This is a genomic window from Paraplanobispora siamensis (assembly GCF_016863175.1).
Lineage (GTDB): Bacteria > Actinomycetota > Actinomycetes > Streptosporangiales > Streptosporangiaceae > Planobispora > Planobispora siamensis.
Genome location: NZ_BOOJ01000053.1, coordinates 97,028 through 119,520, shown reverse-complemented (window position 1 = coordinate 119,520; position 22,493 = coordinate 97,028). Strand labels below are relative to the sequence as shown.

The 22,493-nt window shown below is 72.2% G+C and carries 22 protein-coding genes and 2 riboswitches; of the genes, 15 read left to right on the top strand and 7 right to left on the bottom strand.

The features are described from left to right. Window positions 1-114: 114 nt before the first annotated feature. From Psi01_RS30925 to Psi01_RS30910, 4 genes are all read left to right on the top strand, one after another. Window positions 115-1,842: a sensor histidine kinase gene (locus tag Psi01_RS30925; protein WP_239128143.1), complete on the top strand. Its 1,728-nt coding sequence runs from the start codon at window positions 115-117 to the stop codon at window positions 1,840-1,842. Continuing rightward, window positions 1,839-2,540, top strand: coding sequence for a response regulator (locus Psi01_RS30920; RefSeq protein WP_203877690.1), 702 nt, complete (start codon window positions 1,839-1,841; stop codon window positions 2,538-2,540). Before Psi01_RS30925 ends, Psi01_RS30920 begins: the two co-directional genes overlap by 4 nt. 66 nt (window positions 2,541-2,606) lie before the next feature. Then, complete coding sequence (locus Psi01_RS30915) at window positions 2,607-3,029, top strand: hypothetical protein (RefSeq protein WP_204067652.1); 423 nt, start codon at window positions 2,607-2,609, stop codon at window positions 3,027-3,029. A 150-nt stretch (window positions 3,030-3,179) separates the two neighbouring features. Beyond that, window positions 3,180-3,428, top strand: coding sequence for a hypothetical protein (locus tag Psi01_RS30910; protein WP_204067651.1), 249 nt, complete (start codon window positions 3,180-3,182; stop codon window positions 3,426-3,428). Between the two features lie 14 nt (window positions 3,429-3,442). Here the strand turns inward: Psi01_RS30910 and thiC are convergent, their stop codons facing one another. Then, a complete protein-coding gene (gene thiC, locus Psi01_RS30905) occupies window positions 3,443-5,173 on the bottom strand; it encodes a phosphomethylpyrimidine synthase ThiC (protein ID WP_204067650.1) in 1,731 nt (576 codons plus the stop codon). Next, window positions 5,166-5,278: riboswitch (TPP riboswitch) on the bottom strand. (Overlaps the previous gene by 8 nt.) Before the next feature lie 310 nt (window positions 5,279-5,588). On the opposite strand from thiC, the gene clsA reads away from it, so the two are divergent. The 8 genes from clsA to Psi01_RS30865 all read left to right on the top strand — a co-directional run bounded on the left by clsA (window position 5,589) and on the right by Psi01_RS30865 (window position 15,503). Beyond that, entirely contained in the window at window positions 5,589-6,179 is a 591-nt protein-coding gene (clsA, locus tag Psi01_RS30900) for a cardiolipin synthase ClsA (protein ID WP_204067649.1), read from the top strand. A gap of 9 nt (window positions 6,180-6,188) precedes the next feature. After that, complete coding sequence (locus tag Psi01_RS30895; protein WP_204067648.1) at window positions 6,189-8,690, top strand: mannose-1-phosphate guanyltransferase; 2,502 nt, start codon at window positions 6,189-6,191, stop codon at window positions 8,688-8,690. Between the two features lie 268 nt (window positions 8,691-8,958). After that, on the top strand, window positions 8,959-9,471 hold the full coding sequence (locus Psi01_RS30890) for a double zinc ribbon and FHA domain-containing protein (protein WP_204067647.1): 513 nt from the start codon (window positions 8,959-8,961) through the stop codon (window positions 9,469-9,471). Between the two features lie 26 nt (window positions 9,472-9,497). Further along, window positions 9,498-10,148, top strand: a complete 651-nt coding sequence (gene ftsR / locus Psi01_RS30885; protein WP_239128142.1) for a transcriptional regulator FtsR — start codon at window positions 9,498-9,500, stop codon at window positions 10,146-10,148. A gap of 85 nt (window positions 10,149-10,233) precedes the next feature. Continuing rightward, on the top strand, window positions 10,234-10,713 hold the full coding sequence (locus Psi01_RS30880; RefSeq protein WP_204067646.1) for a bifunctional nuclease family protein: 480 nt from the start codon (window positions 10,234-10,236) through the stop codon (window positions 10,711-10,713). Window positions 10,714-10,857: 144 nt separating this feature from the next. Beyond that, on the top strand, window positions 10,858-11,478 hold the full coding sequence (locus Psi01_RS30875; protein WP_204067645.1) for a MerR family transcriptional regulator: 621 nt from the start codon (window positions 10,858-10,860) through the stop codon (window positions 11,476-11,478). 15 nt (window positions 11,479-11,493) lie between these two features. After that, a riboswitch (glycine riboswitch) is annotated at window positions 11,494-11,585 on the top strand. Window positions 11,586-11,747: 162 nt separating this feature from the next. Then, entirely contained in the window at window positions 11,748-14,600 is a 2,853-nt protein-coding gene (gene gcvP, locus Psi01_RS30870) for an aminomethyl-transferring glycine dehydrogenase (RefSeq protein WP_204067644.1), read from the top strand. Between the two features lie 117 nt (window positions 14,601-14,717). Then, entirely contained in the window at window positions 14,718-15,503 is a 786-nt protein-coding gene (locus Psi01_RS30865; RefSeq protein WP_204067643.1) for a hypothetical protein, read from the top strand. A gap of 53 nt (window positions 15,504-15,556) precedes the next feature. Here the strand turns inward: Psi01_RS30865 and Psi01_RS30860 are convergent, their stop codons facing one another. After that, complete coding sequence (locus Psi01_RS30860; RefSeq protein WP_204067642.1) at window positions 15,557-16,018, bottom strand: hypothetical protein; 462 nt, start codon at window positions 16,016-16,018, stop codon at window positions 15,557-15,559. Between Psi01_RS30860 and Psi01_RS30855 the strand changes: the two genes are divergently transcribed. After that, window positions 16,017-16,622: an alpha/beta hydrolase family protein gene (locus Psi01_RS30855; RefSeq protein WP_204067641.1), complete on the top strand. Its 606-nt coding sequence runs from the start codon at window positions 16,017-16,019 to the stop codon at window positions 16,620-16,622. The genes Psi01_RS30860 and Psi01_RS30855 overlap by 2 nt on opposite strands. Before the next feature lie 39 nt (window positions 16,623-16,661). On the opposite strand, the gene Psi01_RS30850 is transcribed toward Psi01_RS30855, so the two are convergent. Together Psi01_RS30850 and Psi01_RS30845 are read right to left on the bottom strand one after the other, a co-directional pair. Then, window positions 16,662-16,853 carry a DUF5999 family protein gene (locus Psi01_RS30850; protein WP_203877676.1) on the bottom strand — a complete coding sequence of 64 codons (192 nt, stop codon included), beginning with the start codon at window positions 16,851-16,853 and terminating at the stop codon, window positions 16,662-16,664. Window positions 16,854-17,406: 553 nt separating this feature from the next. Next, window positions 17,407-17,994, bottom strand: coding sequence for a TetR/AcrR family transcriptional regulator C-terminal domain-containing protein (locus Psi01_RS30845; protein WP_204067640.1), 588 nt, complete (start codon window positions 17,992-17,994; stop codon window positions 17,407-17,409). 151 nt (window positions 17,995-18,145) lie between these two features. Here Psi01_RS30845 and Psi01_RS30840 point away from each other — a divergent pair, with 151 nt between their 5' ends. After that, the gene (locus Psi01_RS30840; RefSeq protein WP_204067639.1) at window positions 18,146-18,544 is read left to right on the top strand and encodes a hypothetical protein; all 399 of its coding nucleotides are present in this window, start codon (window positions 18,146-18,148) and stop codon (window positions 18,542-18,544) included. Between the two features lie 140 nt (window positions 18,545-18,684). Further along, entirely contained in the window at window positions 18,685-19,098 is a 414-nt protein-coding gene (locus Psi01_RS30835) for a nuclear transport factor 2 family protein (protein WP_239128141.1), read from the top strand. A 112-nt stretch (window positions 19,099-19,210) separates the two neighbouring features. Here the strand turns inward: Psi01_RS30835 and Psi01_RS43605 are convergent, their stop codons facing one another. The 3 genes from Psi01_RS43605 to Psi01_RS30820 all read right to left on the bottom strand — a co-directional run bounded on the left by Psi01_RS43605 (window position 19,211) and on the right by Psi01_RS30820 (window position 22,421). Then, the gene (locus tag Psi01_RS43605; protein WP_239128140.1) at window positions 19,211-20,650 is read right to left on the bottom strand and encodes an RNA polymerase sigma factor; all 1,440 of its coding nucleotides are present in this window, start codon (window positions 20,648-20,650) and stop codon (window positions 19,211-19,213) included. A gap of 198 nt (window positions 20,651-20,848) precedes the next feature. Beyond that, a complete protein-coding gene (locus Psi01_RS30825) occupies window positions 20,849-21,187 on the bottom strand; it encodes a hypothetical protein (RefSeq protein WP_204067638.1) in 339 nt (112 codons plus the stop codon). 49 nt (window positions 21,188-21,236) lie between these two features. Beyond that, on the bottom strand, window positions 21,237-22,421 hold the full coding sequence (locus Psi01_RS30820) for an AMP-binding protein (protein ID WP_204067692.1): 1,185 nt from the start codon (window positions 22,419-22,421) through the stop codon (window positions 21,237-21,239). Window positions 22,422-22,493 lie beyond the last annotated feature (72 nt).

Genomic DNA, 22,493 nt, shown 5'->3' with positions numbered 1-22,493 from the left:
GCCACTAGGAGGAGACGGCCCCTTCTCCGGGAGGAGCGATCCAAGGCCGGAGGCGGATAGCGTTCGTCTATGACGTCCCGCGTTCAGGTGCCGGATGCCAGGACGCGAGGCCCGGTGTCCGACGTTCTCCTGGCCTGCGCCGCGGTCGCCCTCGGCCTGTTCGTCAGCGGCAAGACGGGCGATCCGGTGCCCTGGCCGGCCGCGGCCGGGCTGTCCCTGCTCGCCGGGGCGCCCATGGGATTCGTCCGGCGCTGGCCGCTGGAGATCTGCCTCTACCAGTCGGCCCTGCTGCTCGTCTGCGACCGGCTCGACGTCTTCGCCGCCGACACCGTGCAGACCCTGATCCCGGTCGCGGTCGGGCTGCTGGCCTACCGGCACACCTGGCGGCGGATCGTGCCCGGCGCGGTGCTGGCCGGGATCGCCACCGCCTTCAACCTCGCCGACCCCGGCACCGCGTTCACCGCGGGTGCCTGGTACTTCCCGGTGGGCCTGGCGGTCATCCCCGTCATCGTCGGCCGCTATCTGCGCCATCCCATCGAACCCGTGGCCGCGGTCGAGCGCCGTCCCGCCCTCGACCTGCTCCTGGCGGGCGGCGGGGTGGCCTTCATGGTCCTGGACACCTGGACCAGGTGGAACGACGGGCCGCTGCCGGTCTGGGCGGCGGGCTGGTGCGCGATCGGCTGCGGCATCACGGCCGGGCTGGTGCGCAGGCTGCCGGGCACGGCCTTCGCCCTGCAGGGCGTGCTGGTCCTGCTGGCCAACCAGAACGCCGGTTTCGCCGCGAACTCGCTGCAGGGCCTGTTCCTGGTCACCCTCGGCGTCTTCGCCACCCGCGCCTCGTGGTCGTGGACCATCGTGGCCTATGTCCTGGCCACCGGGGTGACCGCCCTCAACATCGTCGGCGAGGAGCTGTCGCAGGTCACCCCCACCCGGGTCGCCGCCCTGCTGGCCATGGTGGCCGCGCCGATCATCATCGGCCGTTACCTCGGCGTCCGCAAGGACGCCGCCGACCTGCAGCTGGCCATGGCCGAGGAGGCCAGGCAGCTGTCGGCCGAGCGGGCCCGGGCCGACCTGCTGGCCGAGCGCGAGCGCATCGCCCGCGACGTGCACGACATCGTGGCCCACCACGTGGGCGCCATGGTGCTGCGGGCCGGCGCCGCCCAGTACGCCGCGCCGTCGGGGCCGGTCGCCGAGGCGCTGTCCGACATCCGCAGCACCGGCCACCAGGTGCTGGAGGACCTGCGCGGCCTGCTGAACGTGCTGCGCGACCCCGAGCTGGCCCACCTTCCCGTCGCCGCGCCCGAGGAGGTGGTGCACGACGCGGTGGACCGGGTCAACGCCGCGGGACTGAAGGTGGAGCTGCGCTCCAGCCCCGAGGCCGGGCTGGTGCCCCTGGTGACCCGGGCCTCGGCCGCCAGGATCGTCCAGGAGGGCCTGACCAACGTGCTCAAGCACGCGGGCCCCGGCACCTCGGCGGTCGTGGAGCTGAAGGTGGCCGGGGACGCGTTGCAGGTGAACGTGCTCAGCGGGCCCCCGCCCGGCGACACCCCGGAGGCGGAGACGCCCTCACCCGTCCTGCGGGACGCGCTGCCCTCCTCGGGACAGGGCATCGCGGGCATGCGGGAGAGGGCGCGGGCGCTGGGCGGGGACCTGTCGGCGGGGCCGACCCGGGACGGCGGCTGGCGCCTGGCGGCCACGCTCCCGCTGGAGAGCTCGGCGCATTCTTGCGGCATGACGCCGCAACGCAGGATCCTGCCCTGGAGGCGGGAGGAAGGACGACAGGAAAGCGTGATCGAGTACGACATCGCAGGGGCCCACCGCCCGGCGGAGGAGACCCGGTGATCCGGGTCGTCATCGCCGACGACCAGGCGCTCGTACGGGCGGGCGTGCGGATGCTCCTGGAGGCGGCCGGGGAGATGGAGGTCTGCGGGGAGGCGGTCGACGGGGCGCAGGCCGTACAGCACGCCGAGCGGCTCCGCCCCGACGTGCTCCTGATGGACCTGCGCATGCCGAGGATGGACGGGCTGGAGGCCACCCGGCGCATCCTGGCCGCCTGGCCGGCCGCGCGGATCGTGATCCTGACGACCTTCGCCGAGGACGAGAACGTCTACGCCGCGCTGCGCGCCGGAGCGATCGGCTTCCTGGTCAAGGACGACGAGCCCGAGCGGATGGTCGACGCCGTGCGCCGCGCCGCGGCCGGGGAGCCGCTGCTGGCCCCCTCGGTGCTGCGCCGCGTGGTGGAGCGGGCGCTGGCCGCCGAGGAGAAGGTCACCGCGCGCGTCCCCGCCGGGCTCACCGACCGGGAGCTGGACGTGCTGGCCCTGGTCGGGACGGGGCTGTCCAACGCCGAGATCGCCGACACGCTGCACGTGGGCGTCACGACCGTCAAGACCCACGTCTCCACCGCCATGGACAAGCTGGGCCTGCGCAACCGCATCCAGGCGGCGGTGGTCGCCCACCGGATCGGGCTGGTCGACGCGGGGTTCCGCCCGGTGCGCAATCCGCCCCGCGGCGGATCGGCGGGTCACCCCGGAGGGTGACGACGCGCCGCGTCCCCGGCGACCACGATGTGCTCCTGACCACTCACCGAAGGAAGGACACATCCCATGCAGGAGGTCATCACCCAGGGGTCCGCGGTCCCGCAGGGCCGGCCCGTCTCCACCGGGCTTCTGTACGGCCTGCGCATCCTGGTCGTCGCCCAGGCGGCCGGACTCATCGTCGCGGCCTCGTTCGCCGGGCAGGCCGTCAACGGAGGGGCCGACCTGGCCGAGACCCACGTGATGGTGGGCATGGTGGTGCACCTGATCGCCCTGCTGCAGATCGTGGCCGCGGTGCTCGTCTGGCGGCCCGGCCGCGGCGCCGGCTGGCCCGCGCTGGCCAGCCTGGGCCTGTTCCTGATCGGCATGGGTCAGCACTTCAGCTGGGAGGCGCTGGGCACCCACGTGCCCAGCGGCCTGGCCCTGTTCGGGTTGTCGGTGGCCGTGCTCATCTGGGCCTGGTCGCCCCGCGCCGCCGTCCGGCGCTCCTGAGGCAGGACGGGCGCCGCTCCGCGGCGCGGCGGAGCGGCCTCCCGTGACGCGGGGGCGTCCTTCCGGCCCGCCCCCCGGGGCCGGGGGACGCCCCCTCCCGCGTTCGCGCGGGCGGCGGTAGGAGCCCTCCTTCCTGGGCAGGCTAACGCCATGAACGACACCGAACGTGACGAGAGCTGGGTGCCGGACTCCGGCGGCCCCGCCGACCAGCGCATGGAGGACGCCGTCGGCAGCGCCGGCTCGATGACCGAGACCTCCTATCCCGACGAGCCGCAGAACCCCGCCGACCGGGCCTCCGGCATCGGGTCGGCCATGCCCGCGGAGTCCTCGGGGCTGGGGGAGACGACCGGCCGGGGCGCCGAGGGGCGCGTCGAGGGCGCCCCGGAGACCGAGGGCTGACGGTTTCCGGGCGGTCAGTCGGCCAGGGGGAGGTACAGGCGGTTGCCGCCCGCCGCGAACTCCTCGGCCTTGGCCCGCATCCCGGCCTCGATCTCGTCGTCGCCGGGTGCGGCCGCGGCGCCGTACTTGTCGGCGATGTCCCGGCTGATCCGCATGGAGCAGAACTTCGGGCCGCACATCGAGCAGAAGTGGGCGGTCTTGGCCGGGGCCGCGGGCAGGGTCTCGTCGTGGAAGGACCGGGCGGTGTCCGGATCCAGCGACAGATCGAACTGGTCCTCCCAGCGGAACTCGAACCGGGCGTCGGACAGCGCGTCGTCCCAGGCCTGCGCGCCCGGGTGCCCCTTGGCGAGGTCGGCCGCGTGCGCCGCGATCTTGTAGGTGATCACGCCGGTCTTCACGTCGTCGCGGTTCGGCAGGCCCAGGTGCTCCTTGGGCGTGACGTAGCAGAGCATGGCGGTGCCGTACCAGCCGATCATCGCCGCGCCGATGGCCGAGGTGATGTGGTCGTAGCCGGGGGCGATGTCGGTCGTCAGCGGGCCGAGAGTGTAGAACGGCGCGTCGTCGCAGAGCTCGCGCTGCAGGTCGACGTTCTCCTTGATCTTGTGCATCGGGACGTGCCCGGGGCCCTCGATCATGACCTGGACGTCGTGCGCGTGCGCGATCTTCGTGAGCTCGCCCAGCGTCCGCAGCTCGGCGAACTGGGCCTCGTCGTTGGCGTCGGCGATCGAGCCGGGACGCAGGCCGTCGCCCAGCGAGAAGGCCACGTCGTAGGCGGCCATGATCTCGCAGATGTCGGCGAAGTGCTCGTACAGGAAGCTCTCGCGGTGGTGGGCCAGGCACCAGGCCGCCATGATCGAGCCGCCCCGGGAGACGATGCCGGTCTTGCGCCCGGCCGTCAGCGGGACGTGGGCCAGGCGCACCCCGGCGTGGATGGTGAAGTAGTCGACGCCCTGCTCGCACTGCTCGACGAGGGTGTCGCGGTAGACCTCCCACGACAGGTCCTCGGCGGCGCCGCCGACCTTCTCCAGCGCCTGGTAGAGCGGGACGGTCCCGATCGGCACCGGGGAGTTGCGGATGATCCACTCGCGGGTGGTGTGGATGTTGCGCCCCGTGGACAGGTCCATCACGGTGTCGGCGCCCCACCGCGTCGCCCACGTCATCTTGTCCACCTCCTCCTGGATGGTGGAGGTGACGGCGGAGTTGCCGATGTTGGCGTTGACCTTCACCAGGAAGTTGCGTCCGATGATCATCGGCTCGCTCTCCGGGTGGTTGACGTTGGCCGGGATGATCGCCCGCCCGGCGGCCACCTCCTCGCGCACGAACTCCGGCGTCACGCCCTCGCGGACCGCGACGAACTGCATCTCCCTGGTGATCTGCCCGCGCCGCGCGTAGGCCAGCTGCGTCACCGGCGCCCCCGCCGCCCGCAGCGGCCCGCGCCCGCCCCCGGCGAAGACCGCGTCCAGGGACCGCAGGTCACGGTCCCACGACTCCTGGTCCCGGTGACCGTCGTCGGCCGGCCCGGGCCGGCGCCCGCCGTACCGCGCCACGTCACCGCGGTCGAGGATCCACTCCTCGCGCAGGCGCGGCAGCCCGCGGGTGACGTCGACGCTCACGGCAGGATCGGTGCAGGGCCCCGAGGTGTCGTAGAGCGTCACAGACTCCCCGTTGGTCAGCCGCACCTCGCGCATGGGGACCCGCAGGTCACCCACATAGATCTTGGAACTGGACAGCCGCGCGTCAGCCATCGCGCAAACTCCCTTCGCCGGCATTACCCGGAGCAGGTTCTGGCGGTCGGCGGCCGTCACAGCCGTCCTCTCAGCCCGGTTCTCCGGGCTCCCGCGTTGGTCGGCCGAAACCCTAGCGCGTCCCCCTCCCGATCACCACCCCCACGATCAAGACACGCCGACACATGCTCTGGGGTGCGGGATGACTGCCCAACGACGCCCTCCGTCGTCACGGCCACCTGCGAGGGGGCGCCGGTGAACCAACGGAGGAGCGCCCGGAGCGAAGCGAGGACGCGACGAGGGCGGGAGCCGGATCGAGGAGCCCCCGAGCCTGCGATGCGAAGCGTCGCCATCAAACACAGCCCCCGAGCCGCGACGCGAAGCGTCGCCATCAACACAGTAGTGTCGCTATCAGGCACGGGGAGGAGATAAACGGGTGAGTTCGGAGATATCGGGAACCGAGGATCGGATCTGGACGGTTCCCAACGCGCTGAGCCTGGCCAGGCTGCTCGGCGTCCCGGTCTTCCTCTGGCTCGTGCTGGGCCCGAAGGCCGACGGCTGGGCCGTCGCGCTGCTGATGCTCGCCGGGTTCTCCGACTGGCTCGACGGCAAGATCGCCCGGGCGTGGAACCAGACCAGCAGGCTCGGCCGGCTGCTCGACCCGCTGGCCGACCGGCTCTACATCCTGGCCACCCTGCTGGGCCTGGCCCTGCGGGACATCATCCCCTGGTGGCTGGCGCTGATCATCCCGCTCCGGGACGTGATGCTGCTGGGCATCCCGCCGATCCTGCGCAGACTCGGGTACGGCCCGGCGCTGCCGGTGCACTTCCTGGGCAAGGCCGCCACGGCCAACCTGCTCTACTCCTTCCCGCTGCTCTTCCTGGCCCACCACGACGCGTGGTACGCCCAACCGGCGCGAATCGTGGGCTGGTCACTGGCGATCTGGGGCGTCGGGCTGTACTGGTGGTCAGGGGTGCTGTATTGGGTACAGGTGCGGCAGCTCCGAAAAGGAGCCGAAAGCCGTTAGAGGTGATCAGTGAAGGCCGTCGTCATGGCGGGCGGTGAGGGGACACGGCTGCGGCCGATGACCGCGAACCAGCCCAAGCCCCTGCTCCCTGTGGTCAACAGGCCGATCATGGAGCATGTGCTGCGCCTGCTCAAACGGCACGGGCTCACCGAGACCGTGGTGACCGTGCAGTTCCTGGCCGCCCTGGTGCGCAACTACTTCGGCGACGGTGACGAGCTCGGGATGAACCTGTACTACGCCACCGAGGAGCGGCCGCTGGGCACCGCCGGGAGCGTGAAGAACGCCGCCGACGAGCTCCGCGACGCGCCCTTCATGGTCATCTCCGGGGACGCGCTCACCGACATCGACCTGACCGACATGATCCGCTTCCACCGGGAGAACGACGCCCTGGTCACCATCGGGCTCAAGCGGGTGCCCAACCCGCTGGAGTTCGGCATCGTCATCGTCGACGAGCAGGGCCGGGTGGAGCGGTTCCTGGAGAAGCCCACCTGGGGCCAGGTCTTCTCCGACACCGTCAACACCGGCATCTACGTGATGGAGCCGGAGGTCCTCGACGAGGTCTCCGCCGACGGGCCGGTCGACTGGTCGGCGGACGTGTTCCCGGAGCTGCTGAAGCGCGGGGCCCCGCTGTTCGGCTACGTGGCCGACGGCTACTGGGAGGACGTCGGCACCCACGAGAGCTACCTGCGGGTCCAGGCCGACGTGCTGTCCGGCCGGGTCAAGGTGGACATCGGGGCCTTCGAGCTCTCGCCCGGCGTCTGGGTGGCCGAGGGCGCGGTGGTGGACCCCGACGCGATCCTGAAGGGCCCCCTGTACATCGGCGACTACGCCAAGGTCGAGGCCGGGGCCGAGCTGCGGGAGTACACCGTGCTGGGCAGCAACGCGGTGGTGCGCGAGGGCGCGTTCCTGCACCGCGCGGTCGTCCACGACAACGTCTACGTGGGACCGAGCACCCACCTGCGCGGCTGCGTCATCGGCAAGAACACCGACCTGATGACGGGGGCCCGGGTCGAGGAGAACGCGGTCGTCGGCGACGAGTGCATCATCGAGGCCGAGGCCTACGTCTCCTCCGGGGTCAAGGTCTACCCGTTCAAGACCGTCGAGGCCGGAGCCGTCGTCAACACCAGCGTCATCTGGGAGTCGCGGGGCCAGCGCAACCTGTTCGGCCCGCGCGGGGTCTCCGGGCTGGTCAACGTCGAGATCACCCCGGAGCTGTGCGTACGGCTGGCCAGCGCCTACGCCACGACCCTCAGGAAGGGCACCTCGGTGGTCACCTCCCGGGACTCCTCCCGGGCCGCCAGGGCCCTGAAGAGAGCCGTCATCAGCGCCCTGAACGCCAGCGCCATCAACGTGCTGGACCTGGAGGCCGCCCCGCTGCCGGTCTCGCGTTTCCACACCGCCAGGGAGAACGCCGTCGGCGGGATCGCGCTGCGCACCACCCCCGGCGACCCGCAGAGCGTGGACATCGTCTTCATGGACGAGACCGGCGCCGACCTGTCGCAGTCGGCCCAGCGCAAGCTGGAGCGGGTCTTCTCGCGCCAGGAGTTCCGCCGCGCCTTCCCCGGCGAGATCGCCGAGCTCACCTTCCCCTCCCGCGCGGTCGAGGGCTACACCCACGAACTGCTGCGCTATGTGAACATGAGCGGCGTGCGCGACGCCGACATGAAGGTCGTGGTCGACTGCGCCGGCGGCACCTCCTCGCTGGTGCTGCCCAGCCTCCTGGGCCGGGTCGGGGTGGACGTGCTGACGGTCAACAACCGGCTGGACGACGCCTCGCCCACCGAGACCTTCGCCGAGCGCCGCCGTGACCTGCAGCGCCTGTCGGAGCTCGTCAGCTCCTCCAGGGCGGCCTTCGGCGTACGGTTCGACCCGGTGGGCGAGCGGGTCTCGCTGGTCAACGAGATGGGCCAGCTGATCAGCGAGGAGCGGGCCCTGCTGGTCGTGCTGGACCTGGTGGCGGCCGAACGGCGCGGCGGCCGGGTGGCGCTGCCGGTGACCACCACCCGCGTGGCCGAGCAGGTCTGCCGGTTCCACGGGGTGCAGGTCGAGTGGACCTCCACCGCGATCGACGCTCTCACCGCCGCCTCCAAGGCCTCCGACATGGTCTTCGCCGGGGACGGGCGCGGCGGTTTCATCGTGCCGGAGTTCGGCCCCACGGTGGACGGCCTGGCGGTGTTCCTGCGCCTGCTGGGCCTGGTCGCCAGGACCCGGCTGTCGCTCAGCCAGATCGACGCCAGGATCCCCGTGGCCCGCCTGCTGCGCCGTACGGTGCCCACCCCCTGGGCGGCCAAGGGCGTGGTGATGCGCTCTGTCATCGAGGCCGCCGAGGGCTACCGGATCGACACCACCGACGGAGTCCGGGTCGTCGCCGAGGACGGCAGCTGGGCCCTGGTCCTGCCCGACCCCGCCGAGGCCGTCACCCACCTGTGGGCCGAAGGCCCCGACGTCGACTCCGCCCAGGCCCTCCTGGAACGCTGGGCCCGCGTAGTGGAACGCGCCGCCGGCCTGTGACCCCGTACAAGATCATATACTCCGGCGCCGCCGCCGAACGCCATGCGACGCGCCATCGCCGCCATGGGCAGAGATGTAGACCTTGGACCGTGCCCCGCTGTAGCTTTGACACGACCGAACCCGCGGTCGACCGCTCGCCTTGACCTTTGCGCCTCAGCGGCGTAAGTTTCGGCATTCGCAGTCTGAACACACTTGAGAAGCGAAGAAGCGAGGCGCGCATCCCCGAGCACCGTTGCCGCGTCTTCGCGGTAGGAGGCCGAGCCGATCGATGCCGAGCGTCTACTGCACGCAGTGCGGTCATGCCAACCCCGAGGACGCGCGTTTCTGTTCTCGCTGCGGGTCGCCGCTGACCAGAGCTGAGGTCCCGGGAGACAGCACGTCGACAATCTCCTTGTCCGGGATCGAGGCCTATGAGGCGGAGACAGGGGAGACGCTCCTCGCAGAGCGGCAGGCCGTCGAGCAGCTGCGTCCGGGCACGGCTCTGCTGGTCGCCATGCGCGGCCCGAACGCCGGCAGCCGCTTCCTGCTGGACAGCGACCTCACCACCGTGGGCCGCCACCCGGAGAGCGACATCTTCCTCGACGACATCACCGTCTCGCGGCGCCACGTGGAGTTCTACCGGCACGGCGGGGGCATGTTCACCGTCCGTGACGTCGGCAGCCTGAACGGCACCTACGTCAACCGTGAGCGGATCGAGGAGGTCCCGCTCTACGGCGGGGACGAGGTGCAGATCGGAAAGTTCCGTCTGGTGTTCCTCACCCGCGGCGCCGCTGGAGGATGATGAGCCCGCAGGCCGCTCGTGCGCATATGAGCATCGGGGAGGTCCTCGCCCTTCTGCAGGGCGAATTCCCCGACGTCAGCATCTCCAAGATCCGTTTCCTGGAGGGCGAGGGGTTGATCGAGCCGGAGCGGAGTCCCTCCGGCTACCGGAAGTTCACCTACGCCGACGTCGAGCGGCTGCGGTACATCCTCAGCGAGCAGCGTGACCGCTACCTCCCGCTGCGCGTGATCAAGGACCGGCTGGAGGCGGCCGACCGGGAGGACCGGCCGGTCGCCCGGCCGCGGGCGATCCCCGACGAGGCGCCCGCCGAGGTCCGCCTCACCCGGGAGGAGCTCCTGGCCGCGGCCGACCTCGACGAGGAGACCCTGACCGAGCTCGAGGACTACGGCCTGCTGTCGGCGGTGGCCCGCCACTACGACGCCGAGGCGCTGGCCGTGGCCCGCAGCGTGGGCGCGCTGGCCGCCTTCGGGCTGCACGCCCGCCACCTGAGGGCGGTCAGGGCCGCCGCCGAACGGGAGGCCGGGCTCGTGGAGCAGGCGGTGGCCCCCCTGCTGCGCCGCAAGGGCCCCGGCGCCATCGACAGGGCGGACGAGACGGCCAGGGAGATATCCGGCCTGCTGCTGGAGCTGCACGCTTCGCTCCTGCGTTCCGGGGTACGTGACGCGCTGGGTAGGTGAGGCCGGACCTGACCGGGCGCTTCCCGCCCTGTGGGTGTTACGTTGAAGAAACCGGTCGGAACTCAGCGAAAAGACGGAGCAGCCCGTGTTGCAGATGGAGGTCGTGGGCGTTCGGGTTGAGATGCCCTCCAACCAGCCCATCGTCCTGTTGAAGGAAGCGCGGGGGGAGCGCTATCTGCCCATATGGATCGGCATGAACGAGGCGACCGCGATCGCCATGGCCCAGGCGGAGGAGCCGCCGCCGCGGCCGCTCACCCATGACCTGTTCCGCGACGTCCTGGACGCTCTCGGTGTGGGGCTGCGCACGGTGAACATCGTCGCTCTCCGTGAGGGCATCTTCTTCGCCGATCTGGTGTTCTCCAACGGCGTCGAGGTGAGCGCCCGTCCCTCGGACTCGATCGCCTTGGCACTGCGCACCGGCGCGCGTATCTTCGCCAGTGAGGACGTGGTCCGCGAGGCCGGAGTGATCATTCCGGACGACCAGGAGGGCCAGGAAGACGAGGTGGAGAAGTTCAGGGAGTTCCTTGACCAGATCTCGCCGGAGGACTTCGGCCGCGCGGGGTAGGAATTTCGGTGCATTTACGCTTCACGACGCGCCGAGTGGGGTCGTTGACTGAGCTGGACCCCAGTCATACGGTGCGAGTGAACCTGTGGCCGTGTGCAAACCCCCAGATCAGGCCATGGGATGAGAGAAAGCCGGAGGTCCGCAGTGGCGGTCAGCAGCGGCGAAGGAAAGGCGGCCGGCCAGGATGATCCGGGGCGGCGCCGGTCGGCGCGCCAGCGTGCCGGAGAAGAAGGTCTGCTGTTCGAGGGGCAGCAGGTGAGCCTGCCCGCCGACGTCGGCTATCGGGGCCCCACGGCCTGTGCCGCTGCCGGGATCACCTACCGGCAACTGGACTACTGGGCCCGCACCGGACTGGTCGAGCCCACGGTCAGGGCCGCCCACGGCTCCGGCTCCCAGCGCCTGTACGGCTTCCGCGACATCCTGGTGCTCAAGGTCGTCAAACGCCTGCTGGACACCGGCGTCTCCCTGCAGCAGATCCGCATCGCCGTGCATCACCTGCGTGCCCGCGGGGTCAGCGATCTGGCCCAGATCACCCTGATGAGCGACGGGGTCAGCGTCTACGAGTGCACCTCGCCCGACGAGGTCATCGACCTCCTGCAGGGGGGTCAGGGAGTGTTCGGCATAGCTCTGGGCCGGGTCTGGCAGGAGGTGGAGGGCTCTCTGGCGGAATTGCCCGGCGAGCGTGCGGAGACCCCTGACGGCCCTTTAGCCGAGCACCACGCCGATGAGCTGGCCCGCCGTCGCAGGGCGCGCCGTACGGGGTAAGGTTGATACCGCTGTTGACCCTGTGCGGGAGAGACCCCGACCCGATCGGGGCGCCGAAGGAGCAACCTCCCCGGAATCTCTCAGGCACCCTGTACCGCACGGACGAGGCAACTCTGGAAAGCAGGTGCGTCCGCCAGGCGCGTCTCACCGACGGTGAAAGCCCGCCCCTTCCGGGCAGGTGAAGCTCTCAGGTCGAGATGACAGAGGGGGAGATCCGGCAGCACATGTCCGCGCCCAGCGCCGGTCTCCACCGCCTCGGGAGGCTTTCCATGACCGATCTGTCACCCCTCAGCGAGCTCACCCCTCCGCCGTTCGCGACCCGTCACATCGGGCCCGACGACACCGACCAGGCCCGCATGCTGGAGGCGGTCGGGTTCGGCTCCGTCTCCGACCTGATCGCGGTGGCGGTGCCCGAGACGATCAGGGCCAAGGACCGCCTCGCCCTGCCCGCCGCGGCCAGTGAGGCCGAGGCCATCGGGGAGCTGCGCGCCCTCGCGGCCCGCAACACCGTGCTGACCTCGATGATCGGCCTGGGGTACCACGACACGATCACCCCCGCCGTCATCCGCCGCAACCTGCTGGAGAACCCGGGCTGGTACACCGCCTACACGCCCTACCAGCCGGAGATCTCCCAGGGCCGCCTGGAGGCCCTGCTGAACTTCCAGACGGTGATCTCCGACCTGACCGGCCTGGACGTCGCCGGCGCCTCCCTGCTGGACGAGGCGACCGCCGCGGCCGAGGCGATGACCCTGGCCCGCCGCGCGGGCAAGGCCAAGTCGAACGTGTTCGTGATCGACGCCGACGCGCTGCCGCAGACCAAGGCGGTGCTGCACACCCGCGCCGAGCCGCTGGGCATCGAGCTGGTCGAGAGCGACTTCACCGCCGAGCTGCCCGAGTGCTTCGGCGTCCTGGTGCAGTACCCCGGCACCAGCGGCCGGATCCGCGACTTCCGGGCGGTGGCCGAGGCCGCCCACGCCCTCGGCGCCCAGGTGGTCGCCGCGGCCGACCTGCTCTCCCTGACCCTGCTGGCCGCCCCCGGCGAGCTCGGCGCCGACATCGCGGTCGGCTCCTCGCAGCGTTTCGGCGTCCCGCTGGGCTTCGGCGGTCCGCACGCGGCCTACATGGCGGTCCGTGAGGGGCTGCAGCGGCAGATGCCCGGCCGCCTGGTCGGCGTCTCCGTGGACGCCGACGGGCGCCCGGCCTACCGCCTGGCGCTGCAGACCCGCGAGCAGCACATCCGCCGGGAGAAGGCGACCAGCAACATCTGCACCGCGCAGGTGCTGCTGGCCGTGATCGCCGGCATGTACGCCGTCTACCACGGCCCCGAGGGCCTGCGCCGGATCGCCCGGCGCGTCCACCGGCACGCCGTCGTGCTCGCCGAGGCCCTGCGCCACGGCGGCGTCGAGATCGTGCACGAGACCTTCTTCGACACCCTGCTGGCCCGGGTGCCCGGCCGCGCCGCCGGCGTCGTCGAGACCGCCCGCGAGAACGGGATCAACCTGCGCCTGGTCGACGCCGACCACGTCGGCATCTCCTGCGACGAGCGCACCGAGTCGCTCCACCTGGAGCAGGTCCTGGCCGCCTTCGAGGTCAGCGGCGCCGTCCTGGCCGACCTGCACGCCGTACAGGACACGATCCCCGGCGAGCTGCTGCGCACGGGCGACTACCTGACCCATCCGGTCTTCCACAGCCACCGCTCCGAGACGGCGATGCTGCGCTACCTGCGCCGCCTGCAGGACAAGGACATCGCGCTCGACAAGTCGATGATCCCGCTGGGCTCCTGCACCATGAAGCTCAACGCGACCACCGAGATGGAGCCGATCACCTGGCCGGAGTTCGCCGGGCTGCACCCGTACGCCCCCGAGGACCAGGCCGAGGGCTACGTCGAGCTGATCGAGGGGCTGGAGGGCTGGCTGGCCGAGGTCACCGGCTACGACGCCGTGTCGATCCAGCCCAACGCCGGTTCCCAGGGCGAGTTCGCCGGTCTGCTGGCCATCCGCGCCTACCACAAGGCGCGGGGCGAGGGCAGCCGCGAGGTCTGCCTGATCCCGTCCTCGGCGCACGGCACCAACGCCGCCAGCGCCGTCATGGCGGGCATGAAGGTCGTCGTGGTCGCCTGCGACGACAACGGCAACGTCGACCTCGCCGACCTGGCCGACAAGATCGGCAAGAACCGCGACCGGCTCGCCGCGATCATGGTGACCTACCCCTCCACGCACGGCGTGTACGAGGAGACCATCACCCAGGTCTGCGAGATGGTCCACGAGGCCGGCGGTCAGGTCTACGTCGACGGCGCCAACCTCAACGCGCTGGTCGGGCTGGCCAAGCTGGGCGAGTTCGGGGCCGACGTCTCCCACCTGAACCTGCACAAGACCTTCTGCATCCCGCACGGCGGCGGCGGGCCGGGCGTCGGCCCGGTCGCGGTCCGCGCCCATCTGGCCGACTACCTGCCCGGCCACCCGCTGCGCGAGGGCTCGCCGGTCGGCCCGGTCTCGGCCGCGCCGTACGGCTCGGCGGGCATCCTGCCCATCTCCTGGGCCTACATCCGGATGATGGGCGGCGAGGGCCTCAAGGCCGCCACCGAGCAGGCCATCCTGTCGGCCAACTACCTGGCCCGCAGGCTCGCCCCGCACTACCCGGTCCTGTACACCGGGCGCGGCGGCCTGGTCGCCCACGAGTGCATCATCGACCTGCGCCAGATCACCAAGGAGACCGGCGTCACCGTGGACGACGTGGCCAAGCGCCTGATCGACTACGGCTTCCACGCGCCGACCATGTCCTTCCCGGTGGCCGGCACGCTGATGATCGAGCCGACCGAGAGCGAGGACCTGGCCGAGCTCGACCGGTTCTGCGACGCCATGATCGCGATCCGGGAGGAGATCGCGAAGGTCGGCTCGGGCGCCTACGACAAGACCGACAACCCGCTGCGCAACGCCCCGCACACCGCCGACTGCCTGGTCGCCGACGAGTGGGGCCACGCCTACACCCGCACCGAGGCCGCCTACCCGGTGCCGTCGCTGCGCGAGGGCAAGTACTGGTCGCCGGTGCGCCGCATCGACCAGGCCTACGGCGACCGCAACCTCGTGTGCGCCTGCCCGCCCCTGTCGGCCTACGAGGACTGACCCCTCCTCGTGCGGCCCGCCCGCGCGGGCCGCACATCCGATGGGCGCGTGCGGGGGGACGCGGACGGCCCCGAGTCGTTAGGCTCGGGGCGACCGCGTACCCGGGAAGGATCCTGCATGCCTGAGGTGGACACGCGTCCCCTGGACACCGCGCGCCGGCTGGCCGAGGACGGCGACCTGGACGGCGCCGCCACGATCTTCGCAGAGCTGGCCGCCGACCCCGACGAGCCCGACCGGGCCCAGGCCGCCGTGGGGCTGGCCGTGGTGCTGCAGGAGCGCGGGGACGTGCCGGGCGCCCGCGCGGCCGCCCGGACCGCGCTGGCCACCGGCCACCCCGAGTTCGCCGCCCAGGCGGCCTGCCTGCTGGCCGGCAGCTTCGAGCGGGAGGACCTGCCCGACCAGGCCCGGGCCGCCTGGCAGGCCGCGCTCGGGCTGGGCAACCCCGCCTATCTGGCGCCGGCGCACATGGCGCTGGCCCGCCTGGCCACGGGGGAGCAGGAGGCCCGGCAGGCCCTGCGGGCCGCGCTGGCCACCGGCGACCCGGAGATCGGCTCACGCGCGGCGCAGCGGCTGGCCGAGTCCTTCCTGCAGGAGGGGGAGGCGGGCCTGGCCGCCGACGCGCTCCTGGGGGCCCTGGAGATCCCCGAGGTGGCCGACGCGCCGAGGCTGCGGGTGCTGCTCGGCATCGCCCACCTGGAGCTGGCCTGCGCGGAGTTCGCCGCGGCGGTGGAGGAGGACGGCGACGACGCCGAGACCGGCGCCCTGGCCATCGAGCTGCTGGCCCGCACGCTCCCGCTGCGCGGCCGCGACGAGGACGCCGAGCAGGTGTGGCGCTACGGTCTCGAGCACGCCGACGAGCGCCTCGCCGAGGAGGTCCGCCTCAGGCTCGACCGCGACGCCTGAGGCCCTGGCCTTTACCGCGGCGATCGAGGCCCCCCGCCCCCGGGCGGCCGGGGTCAGTCGCGGTGGCGCAGGTTGCCGAGGGCGTGGGCGATGTTGACGGCCACGATGCCGCCCCAGGCCAGCAGCAGCCCCGCCAGGCCCGCCTGGCTCGCGGCGATGCCGGTCAGCGGGATGCCGATGCCCAGGGAGCCCAGAGCGACGGCGACCGAGGCGTTGCCCCGCTTCTTCTCCTTCGGGTACGGCTGGCCGGGATAGGGCGCGTACGGCGAGGCGCCGGCCGCGTGCACCTCGGCCCGGACCCGGGCGGCGATGGTCGCGTCGAGACGGTCGACGAACGATTCCACGAGCGCGGCCTCGTACTCGGGGCCGAGGTCGCGCCGGGCGTCGACGGTGGCGCGCATGTCCTGACGGATGTCGTTGTAGTCCTGCACGCCTTCAGTCTGCACCCGGGCATGGCCGCCGGTATCGGCCATGAGGACGAGATTGCCGTCCATCCGGGTACGGTTTCGTCGCATGGAGCTCATCACACCGCACGGCCCGGCCAGGGTGGAGATCGACCACGCGCCCGACCCGTCGTTCCTGCTCGTCCTCACGCACGGATCGGGCGGGGGAGTGGAGGCCCCGGACCTGCTGGCCGTACGGGACGAGGTGCTGAAGATCGGCGGGACGGTCGCCAGGGTGACGCAGCCCTTCCGGCTGCGGGGGGCCCGGGCGCCGGGCTCGGCGGTCAAGCAGGACGAGGCCTGGACGGCGCTGGTGGGGGAGTTGCGCGCGGCCCATCCGGGGCTGCCGCTGGCTCAGGGGGGCCGCAGCAACGGGGCCAGGGTCGCCTGTCGTACGGCTGGGGCGGTGCGGGCCGCGGCGGTCGTCGCGCTGGCGTTCCCGCTGCACCCGCCGGGCAAGCCGGAACGGTCCAGGGCACAGGAGTTGCGCGCGGCGGGTGCGGATGTGCTGGTGGTCAACGGCGACCGTGACCCGTTCGGCGTGCCGGAGGAGGGCGACGCCACCGATCTGGTGGTGCTGCCGGGCGAGGGGCACGACCTGAACAGGGACCCCGCCCGGGTGGGCGAGATCGTCGCGGGATGGCTCGGCGCGAGGATGCGCGCGGGCCGGGCGTGAGGCCGGGGGCCGCGGGGAGCCCGGAGCGGGCTCCGCGGCTCAGGCGACGCCGAGCAGGGGCCGGTGCGGCTCTATGACGGCGCCGTCGGGCAGCAGCTCACCGGTGTCCTCGAACAGCACCACACCGTTGCAGAGCAGGCTCCAGCCCTGCTCGGGGTGGGCCGCAAGGGTTCGGGCGGCTTCGCGGTCCCGTGCATCAGCGGACGGACAGGACGGCTCGTGCGGGCACATCGGCGTGCCTCCGGATTTCTCGTATCGGCTCGCCGGGACCGACATCGGGCGACCGGGGGCACCGTCACCGATGGGGCCCCGTTCCCACCGTGACGGGAGACGAGCAACTGGGTTGACATATGACCGTGCGTACCTCGAACGGGGTGAGGTACGCACCTTGGAAACAAGTGTGCTGTAGATCACGTCCGGCCGACATAGTCAGTTAGGACCGTTTGAGAGCCACTGGGGATGGCCCCAACGGAACTTCCTTCGGCGATGTGACCTATAGCACAGAGTGCCTTATGGAGACATAACAGGCCAAGTGAGACACGCCGAATCCGGGTAAACGATCGGTTACGAGTTCCTGACGTGCGACGGAGGCCGTACGGCCCGCTGCGACCAGGGGCGCTCGGAACGCGGGCCGCAACGGCCCTGAGGGCCGTTCCGGCCCGGCTCGGCGGGCGGCAGGACGCCTCGGGGCGCGGCTCCCCGGTCGACTCCGAAGGCGGTCGGGCGTCTCGGGGCGCGGCTCCCGGGCGGGCCGGGGCGAGCCGGGGCGGGCCGCCCGAGCGGCTCAGCGGGTGGCCAGACCGGCCAGCATCGCGTCGAGGCCGCGCTCGAAGTCGGCGTCGGCGGCCGGGCTGCCGCCGCCCTGGGAGGGGGGCCGCCACGGCTCGTCGCTCTCGTCGGGGGCGTCGGCCCAGCCCGACTGCTGGACCTCCACCGCCACCGCGCCCAGGACGTAGGCCCGCAGCGCCCGCACGGCCTCGGCCGCGTCCGCCAGCCCGGCCTCGGCCAGCTGCTCGGTCTGCTCCCGCAGGGCCGCCGCGGCGCGGCCCTTGGGCTGCTTGGTCAGGGCCAGGGCCAGGACCCCCGGGTGCTCGCGCAGCGCCGCCCGGCTCGCCCGGCACCAGGCCCGGGCGGTCTCCTGCCAGCTGTCGCCCGGCTCGGCGTGCACGGCGGTGACGTGCTCGGCCAGGGCGTCCATGAGCGCGTCCTTGCCGCGGGGGAGGTGATGGTAGATCGCCATCGCCTCCACCTGGAGGGCGTCGCCCAGCCGGCGCATCGTCAGCCGCCGCAGCCCCTGGCCGTCGGCGATGTGCAGGGCCGCCTCGATGATGCGCTCCCGGGAGAGCGGGATCGGAGGTCGTTTGGCAGGCATGGGGATCATCGTGCCAGCCGGTGCCTTACTGTGTAAAGGCAGCCACGCCGGGCACGACCTCCCCAAGTGGGTGAGCAGGAGGCGGACGGCGTAGGCTGCGGGGTGTCGTCCGCCGGGAGCCGCCCGGCGATGGGGTGAGAGAGGACAGACGATGGCGTTTTTCCGACCGCGGGTGAGCCGGGAGGCGGAGGTTCGCTACCACGCCGACCAGGAGGTCGGGAAGACCTTCCCCGAGCTCCTGGAGAAGGCTCGGGTGGCGGAGGCGGAGCTGCGCCGGGTGCAGGCCGCCTCGACCTCCGTCGAGGAGCTGCGGGCCGCGGGCCTGGTCCTCGACCAGGCGCTGACCAAGGCGCTGCGCGCGGCCGAGGCGGCCCAGCGCGCGGCCTTCGGCGTCCGGTCCTACGACGACCGGATCAGCCGCCGCAAGGCCAGGGCCACTCCCAACGGAGCCATGTGGAAGAGCGAGGTCGAGCGCCTGCGCACCCTGCGCGAGCAGCACCGCCTCACCGGCGTCCCGCGCGACGTGCTGCCCGTCGGCACCGCGCACTGACGCACGCGCCCGGTCCCGTGGACCAGGCGCCGCGCGCCGTACCGCGCGTGGCGGGTCCCTCGGCACGGCCGGCCCGTCCCGGGCGGGCGGGGCGGGACAGCTTTCCACGCCGCGATCCTTCCCGAGCCGAGGAGTCCGTCGTGACCGCCACGCACAAGGAGATCTACGAGCGCTACGTCTGGGCCACGATGAACCGCGACGCCGCCGCGGTGGCCGGGCTGTTCACCCCGGACGGCGTCATCGAGGCGCCTCTCGTCCCGCCGGGCCGGGCCTTCCCGCGGCGGATGGAGGGCCGCGAGGAGATCCGCGCGCAGCTGGCCGCCTACTACGGGCGGGCGGTGACCGCCGGGGACGGCCGCACGGTCAACGTGGACGAGACCCGGTACGTCCTGCACGCCACCGCCGATCCGGACGTGTTCGTCGTCGAGATCGACACCGTCTTCGACGGGCCCGAGGGGGCGGCCACGACCATGTCGCTGGTGCAGATCTTCCGCCTGCGCGGGGGGAGGATCGCCCTGCTGCGCGACTACTTCGCTCCGGAGGAGGTCGGCTGAGCCCGGCTTACCGGGCAACGGAAGATCCCCGGTACACGGACCGTACCGGGGGTCTTCCGTTGCCCGGACCGGCCGCGTACGGCCGGTCCGGAAGCGCCTGCGCAGTGCCGGCTCAGCTGGCCCAGTCGAGCAGCGGGCGGGTGTTGCTCGGGTGGCGCAGCTTGGACAGGGACTCCTTCTCCAGCTGGCGGATGCGCTCGCGGGTCAGGCCGAGGTGCTTGCCGATCTCGTCGAGCGTGTGCGGCTTGCCGTCGACGAGGCCGAAGCGCAGGGCCATGATCCGGGCCTCCCGCGGGGAGAGGTTGCCCAGCACGCCGCGCAGCTGCTCGGCCAGCAGCTGGCGGTCCACCACCTCCGAGGCCTCGGGGGAGTCGACGTCCTCGATGAGGTCGCCGATGGTGGTCTCGCCGTCCTCGCCGATCGTGGCGTTGAGGCTGATCGGCTGGCGGCTGGTGCGCAGCAGCTCCTCGATCTGGTCGGGGGTCTTGTCCAGCTCCACCGCCAGCTCCTCGGGCGTGGGCTCGCGGCCGAGACGCTGGTGCATGTCACGCTCGACGCGCGACAGCTTGGAGAGCATCTCCAGCACGTGGACCGGCAGCCGGATGGTCCGGGCGGAGTCGGCGAAGCCGCGCTGGATGGCCTGGCGGATCCACCACATGGCGTAGGTGGAGAACTTGTAGCCCTTGGTGTAGTCGAACTTCTCCACCGCGCGGATCAGGCCGAGGTTGCCCTCCTGGACCACGTCGAGCAGGGCCATGCCGCGGTCGGTGTACTTCTTGGCGACGGAGACCACGAGCCGGAGGTTGGCCTCCAGCATGTGGTCCTTGGCGCGGCGGCCGTCCTCGGCGATCCACTCCAGGTCGTCGCGCATGGAGGCGGGCATGTCGGGCTCGGCCTCGAGCTTGGCCTCGGCGTACAGGCCGGCCTCGATCCGCTTGGCCAGCTCGACCTCCTGGGCGGCGGTGAGCAGCGTGCGGCGGCCGATCGACTTCAGGTAGGTGTGCACCGAGTCGCCCATGGCCGAGGACTGGTCGTCCAGGTCCTTGGAGGCCTCGGCCTCCAGGTCGGCCTCGTCGACCTCCTCCCACTCCTCGCCGTCCAGCTCCAGCTCGGGGTCGAGGTCGCCGGGGGCGTCCTTGGGGGCCGTCTTCGCGGTGGCCTTCGCGCTCGCCTTGGCGGCGGCCGCCTTCCGGCGGGTCGCGGGGGCGGGGGTCTCCGCCGTCCCGGAGGTCTCAGCGGGGGTCTCGGCGGCCGGCGCGACGGCCTTGCGGGCGGCGGTCTTGCGGGCGGCCGGCTTGGCCGCCTTCCTGGTGCCGCTCTTCTTCGCCGCGGCGGCGAGCGTGGGCTCGTTGTCGGCGGCCAGGCTCACCCCCGCCTCGGTGAGATCGCGCAGGATCGACCTGCCCTCGGCCGGGCTGACTCCTGCCTCGGCGAACGCATGGCGTAGCTCCGCGAGAGAAAGGTGACCCTGAACTCGCCCTCGGTCCAGGAGCTGGGCGAGGGTCGTCGGGGCCTCGGACAGGGATGAGGTCGCGGCGGCGGTTTGGGGCATGAGGACACCTCCTCCATTACGGAGTCGTCGTGTTGCGGATTGTCGGGTGGGGCGGCCGGGGGGCCGCTCGGCGCACCAGTACCAATAACCCCGTTTGGGACCTTTCTGTTCCCGACTTGACGGGGAAAATATGATGGGTGGATCGGCCTGAAACCGATCCACCAACCGATCCACCCCTGTGCGGTGAGGTCCGTGCGCCTACTCGGTGACGTCCACCGGGCCCTCGACCTGCGGCATCGGCATCGGCTCGGCCCCTTCCATCCGGTGCTCGGTCCAATAGCGCGTGACCGCCTCGGGGTCGGGGTTGACCTCCCTGGAGACCACGTAGTCCTCCGGAGGCGACGTCTCCTCGGGAGCGGTGCTCGGAGTGGGCGGGGGAGCCTCCTCGGAGGCGGGAAGGTGGGGCTCGGTCGCGGGGCTGGGCTTGTCGGCCCGCTCCAGCCCGCCGGCGAAGGCGGCCGCGGATACGGACACGCCGCCGATGAGGACCACGGCCACGACTCCGGCGGAGACCCACAGCTTGCGGGTTGGGTTCATCGGGCCGTCCCTCCTGGTTGGGTTACCTCTATGACGTGCGCAAGCGCGCTCACGGTTCCCGCTTATGACCATAACGGAGGAACGCGAGGTCCGGCTTCCCGTTGGGCAAAAGTGGTATTTCGGTCACAACCTCGAGCTCGGCGGGGGCCGCGTAGACGGGCAGCCGCTCCTTGACGAAGGCCCGCAGCTCCGCCAGGGCCGGGGGGTCCGGGGAGACGACGACGGCGACCACCCGCTCGCCCCACTCGGGATCGGGACGGCCCACCACGACGGCGTCGGCGATCGAGGGATAGGCGCAGACCACCGCGGCCACCGCGGCGGCGACGACCTTCTCGCCGCCGGTGTTGATGACGTCGTCGGCCCGGCCCAGCACGCCGAGCCCGCCGCCGTCCAGCGTGCCGAGGTCGGAGGTGACGAACCACCCGTCCTCCGTGGCCGCCGCGGTGAGGTCGGGGCGCAGCCGGTAGCCCGAGAACAGCACGGGGCCGGCGATGCGGATCCTGCCGTCGTCACCGATCCTCAGGTCCACCCCGCGCAGGGGGCGGCCGTCGTAGACGCATCCGCCGCACGTCTCGCTCATGCCGTACGTGGTGACGATCCGGGCGCCGGCGGCCCCGGCCCGGGCGAGCAGCTCCGCCGGGGCCGCCGCCCCGCCGAGCAGGATCGTCCGGAAGATCGACAGGTCGCCGGTGACCTCCAGCAGGCGGCGCAGCTGGGTGGGGACCAGCGAGACGTGGTCGGCGCCGGAGTCCAGGACCGCCTCCGGCGAGAAGGCGTCGTGGATGACCGGGTCGGTCCCGTTCAGCAGGGACCGCACCAGCACCTGCAGCCCCGAGACGTGGGAGGGCGGAAGGCAGCACAGCCACCGCTCGCCGGGCCGGGCCCCCAGCCGTTCCAGGGACGCCGACGCGGAGGCGCGCAGGGCCGCGGCCGGCAGTTCGACGCCCTTGGGGACGCCGGTGCTGCCGCTGGTGGCGATGACCACCGCCACCTCGGCGCGGACGCCGGCGCCGTCGGGCCGGGGCACCCCGTCGAGGTGGGTGGGGCGCAGGGCGGCGAGCGCGGCGGCCAGCGCGGCCGGCGGCAGGCCGGGCGAGAGCGGCAGGACGGCGGGGCCGTCGCCGTCCAGTGCCGCGGAGACCGCGTGGAACAGTCCGGGCCCCGGTGGCAGGGTGACGGCGTTCAGCTCCCGCGGCCCCCCGGAAGGTGACTCCGCGTGCGCGGGACCAATCATCACAGTCGTAAGGTTAGTCCCGACAGGCGGACATTCGGCCGGGAGGGCCCCGGAGTGACGAAAGGGGCGAAA

What these genes read in the sequence shown, in the direction of transcription:
- Psi01_RS30860 (WP_204067642.1), bottom strand. Translation starts at nt 16,018, where the DNA reads ATGCGACGAAACCGTACCCGGATGGACGGCAATCTCGTCCTCATGGCC.
- Psi01_RS43605 (WP_239128140.1), bottom strand. Translation starts at nt 20,650, where the DNA reads ATGCCCCAAACCGCCGCCGCGACCTCATCCCTGTCCGAGGCCCCGACG.
- Psi01_RS30865 (WP_204067643.1), top strand. Translation starts at nt 14,718, where the DNA reads ATGCCTGAGGTGGACACGCGTCCCCTGGACACCGCGCGCCGGCTGGCC.
- Psi01_RS30825 (WP_204067638.1), bottom strand. Translation starts at nt 21,187, where the DNA reads ATGAACCCAACCCGCAAGCTGTGGGTCTCCGCCGGAGTCGTGGCCGTG.
- Psi01_RS30910 (WP_204067651.1), top strand. Translation starts at nt 3,180, where the DNA reads ATGAACGACACCGAACGTGACGAGAGCTGGGTGCCGGACTCCGGCGGC.
- Psi01_RS30855 (WP_204067641.1), top strand. Translation starts at nt 16,017, where the DNA reads ATGGAGCTCATCACACCGCACGGCCCGGCCAGGGTGGAGATCGACCAC.
- thiC (WP_204067650.1), bottom strand. Translation starts at nt 5,173, where the DNA reads ATGGCTGACGCGCGGCTGTCCAGTTCCAAGATCTATGTGGGTGACCTG.
- gcvP (WP_204067644.1), top strand. Translation starts at nt 11,748, where the DNA reads ATGACCGATCTGTCACCCCTCAGCGAGCTCACCCCTCCGCCGTTCGCG.
- Psi01_RS30820 (WP_204067692.1), bottom strand. Translation starts at nt 22,421, where the DNA reads ATGATTGGTCCCGCGCACGCGGAGTCACCTTCCGGGGGGCCGCGGGAG.
- Psi01_RS30915 (WP_204067652.1), top strand. Translation starts at nt 2,607, where the DNA reads ATGCAGGAGGTCATCACCCAGGGGTCCGCGGTCCCGCAGGGCCGGCCC.
- Psi01_RS30890 (WP_204067647.1), top strand. Translation starts at nt 8,959, where the DNA reads ATGCCGAGCGTCTACTGCACGCAGTGCGGTCATGCCAACCCCGAGGAC.
- Psi01_RS30850 (WP_203877676.1), bottom strand. Translation starts at nt 16,853, where the DNA reads ATGTGCCCGCACGAGCCGTCCTGTCCGTCCGCTGATGCACGGGACCGC.
- Psi01_RS30840 (WP_204067639.1), top strand. Translation starts at nt 18,146, where the DNA reads ATGGCGTTTTTCCGACCGCGGGTGAGCCGGGAGGCGGAGGTTCGCTAC.
- Psi01_RS30845 (WP_204067640.1), bottom strand. Translation starts at nt 17,994, where the DNA reads ATGCCTGCCAAACGACCTCCGATCCCGCTCTCCCGGGAGCGCATCATC.
- ftsR (WP_239128142.1), top strand. Translation starts at nt 9,498, where the DNA reads ATGAGCATCGGGGAGGTCCTCGCCCTTCTGCAGGGCGAATTCCCCGAC.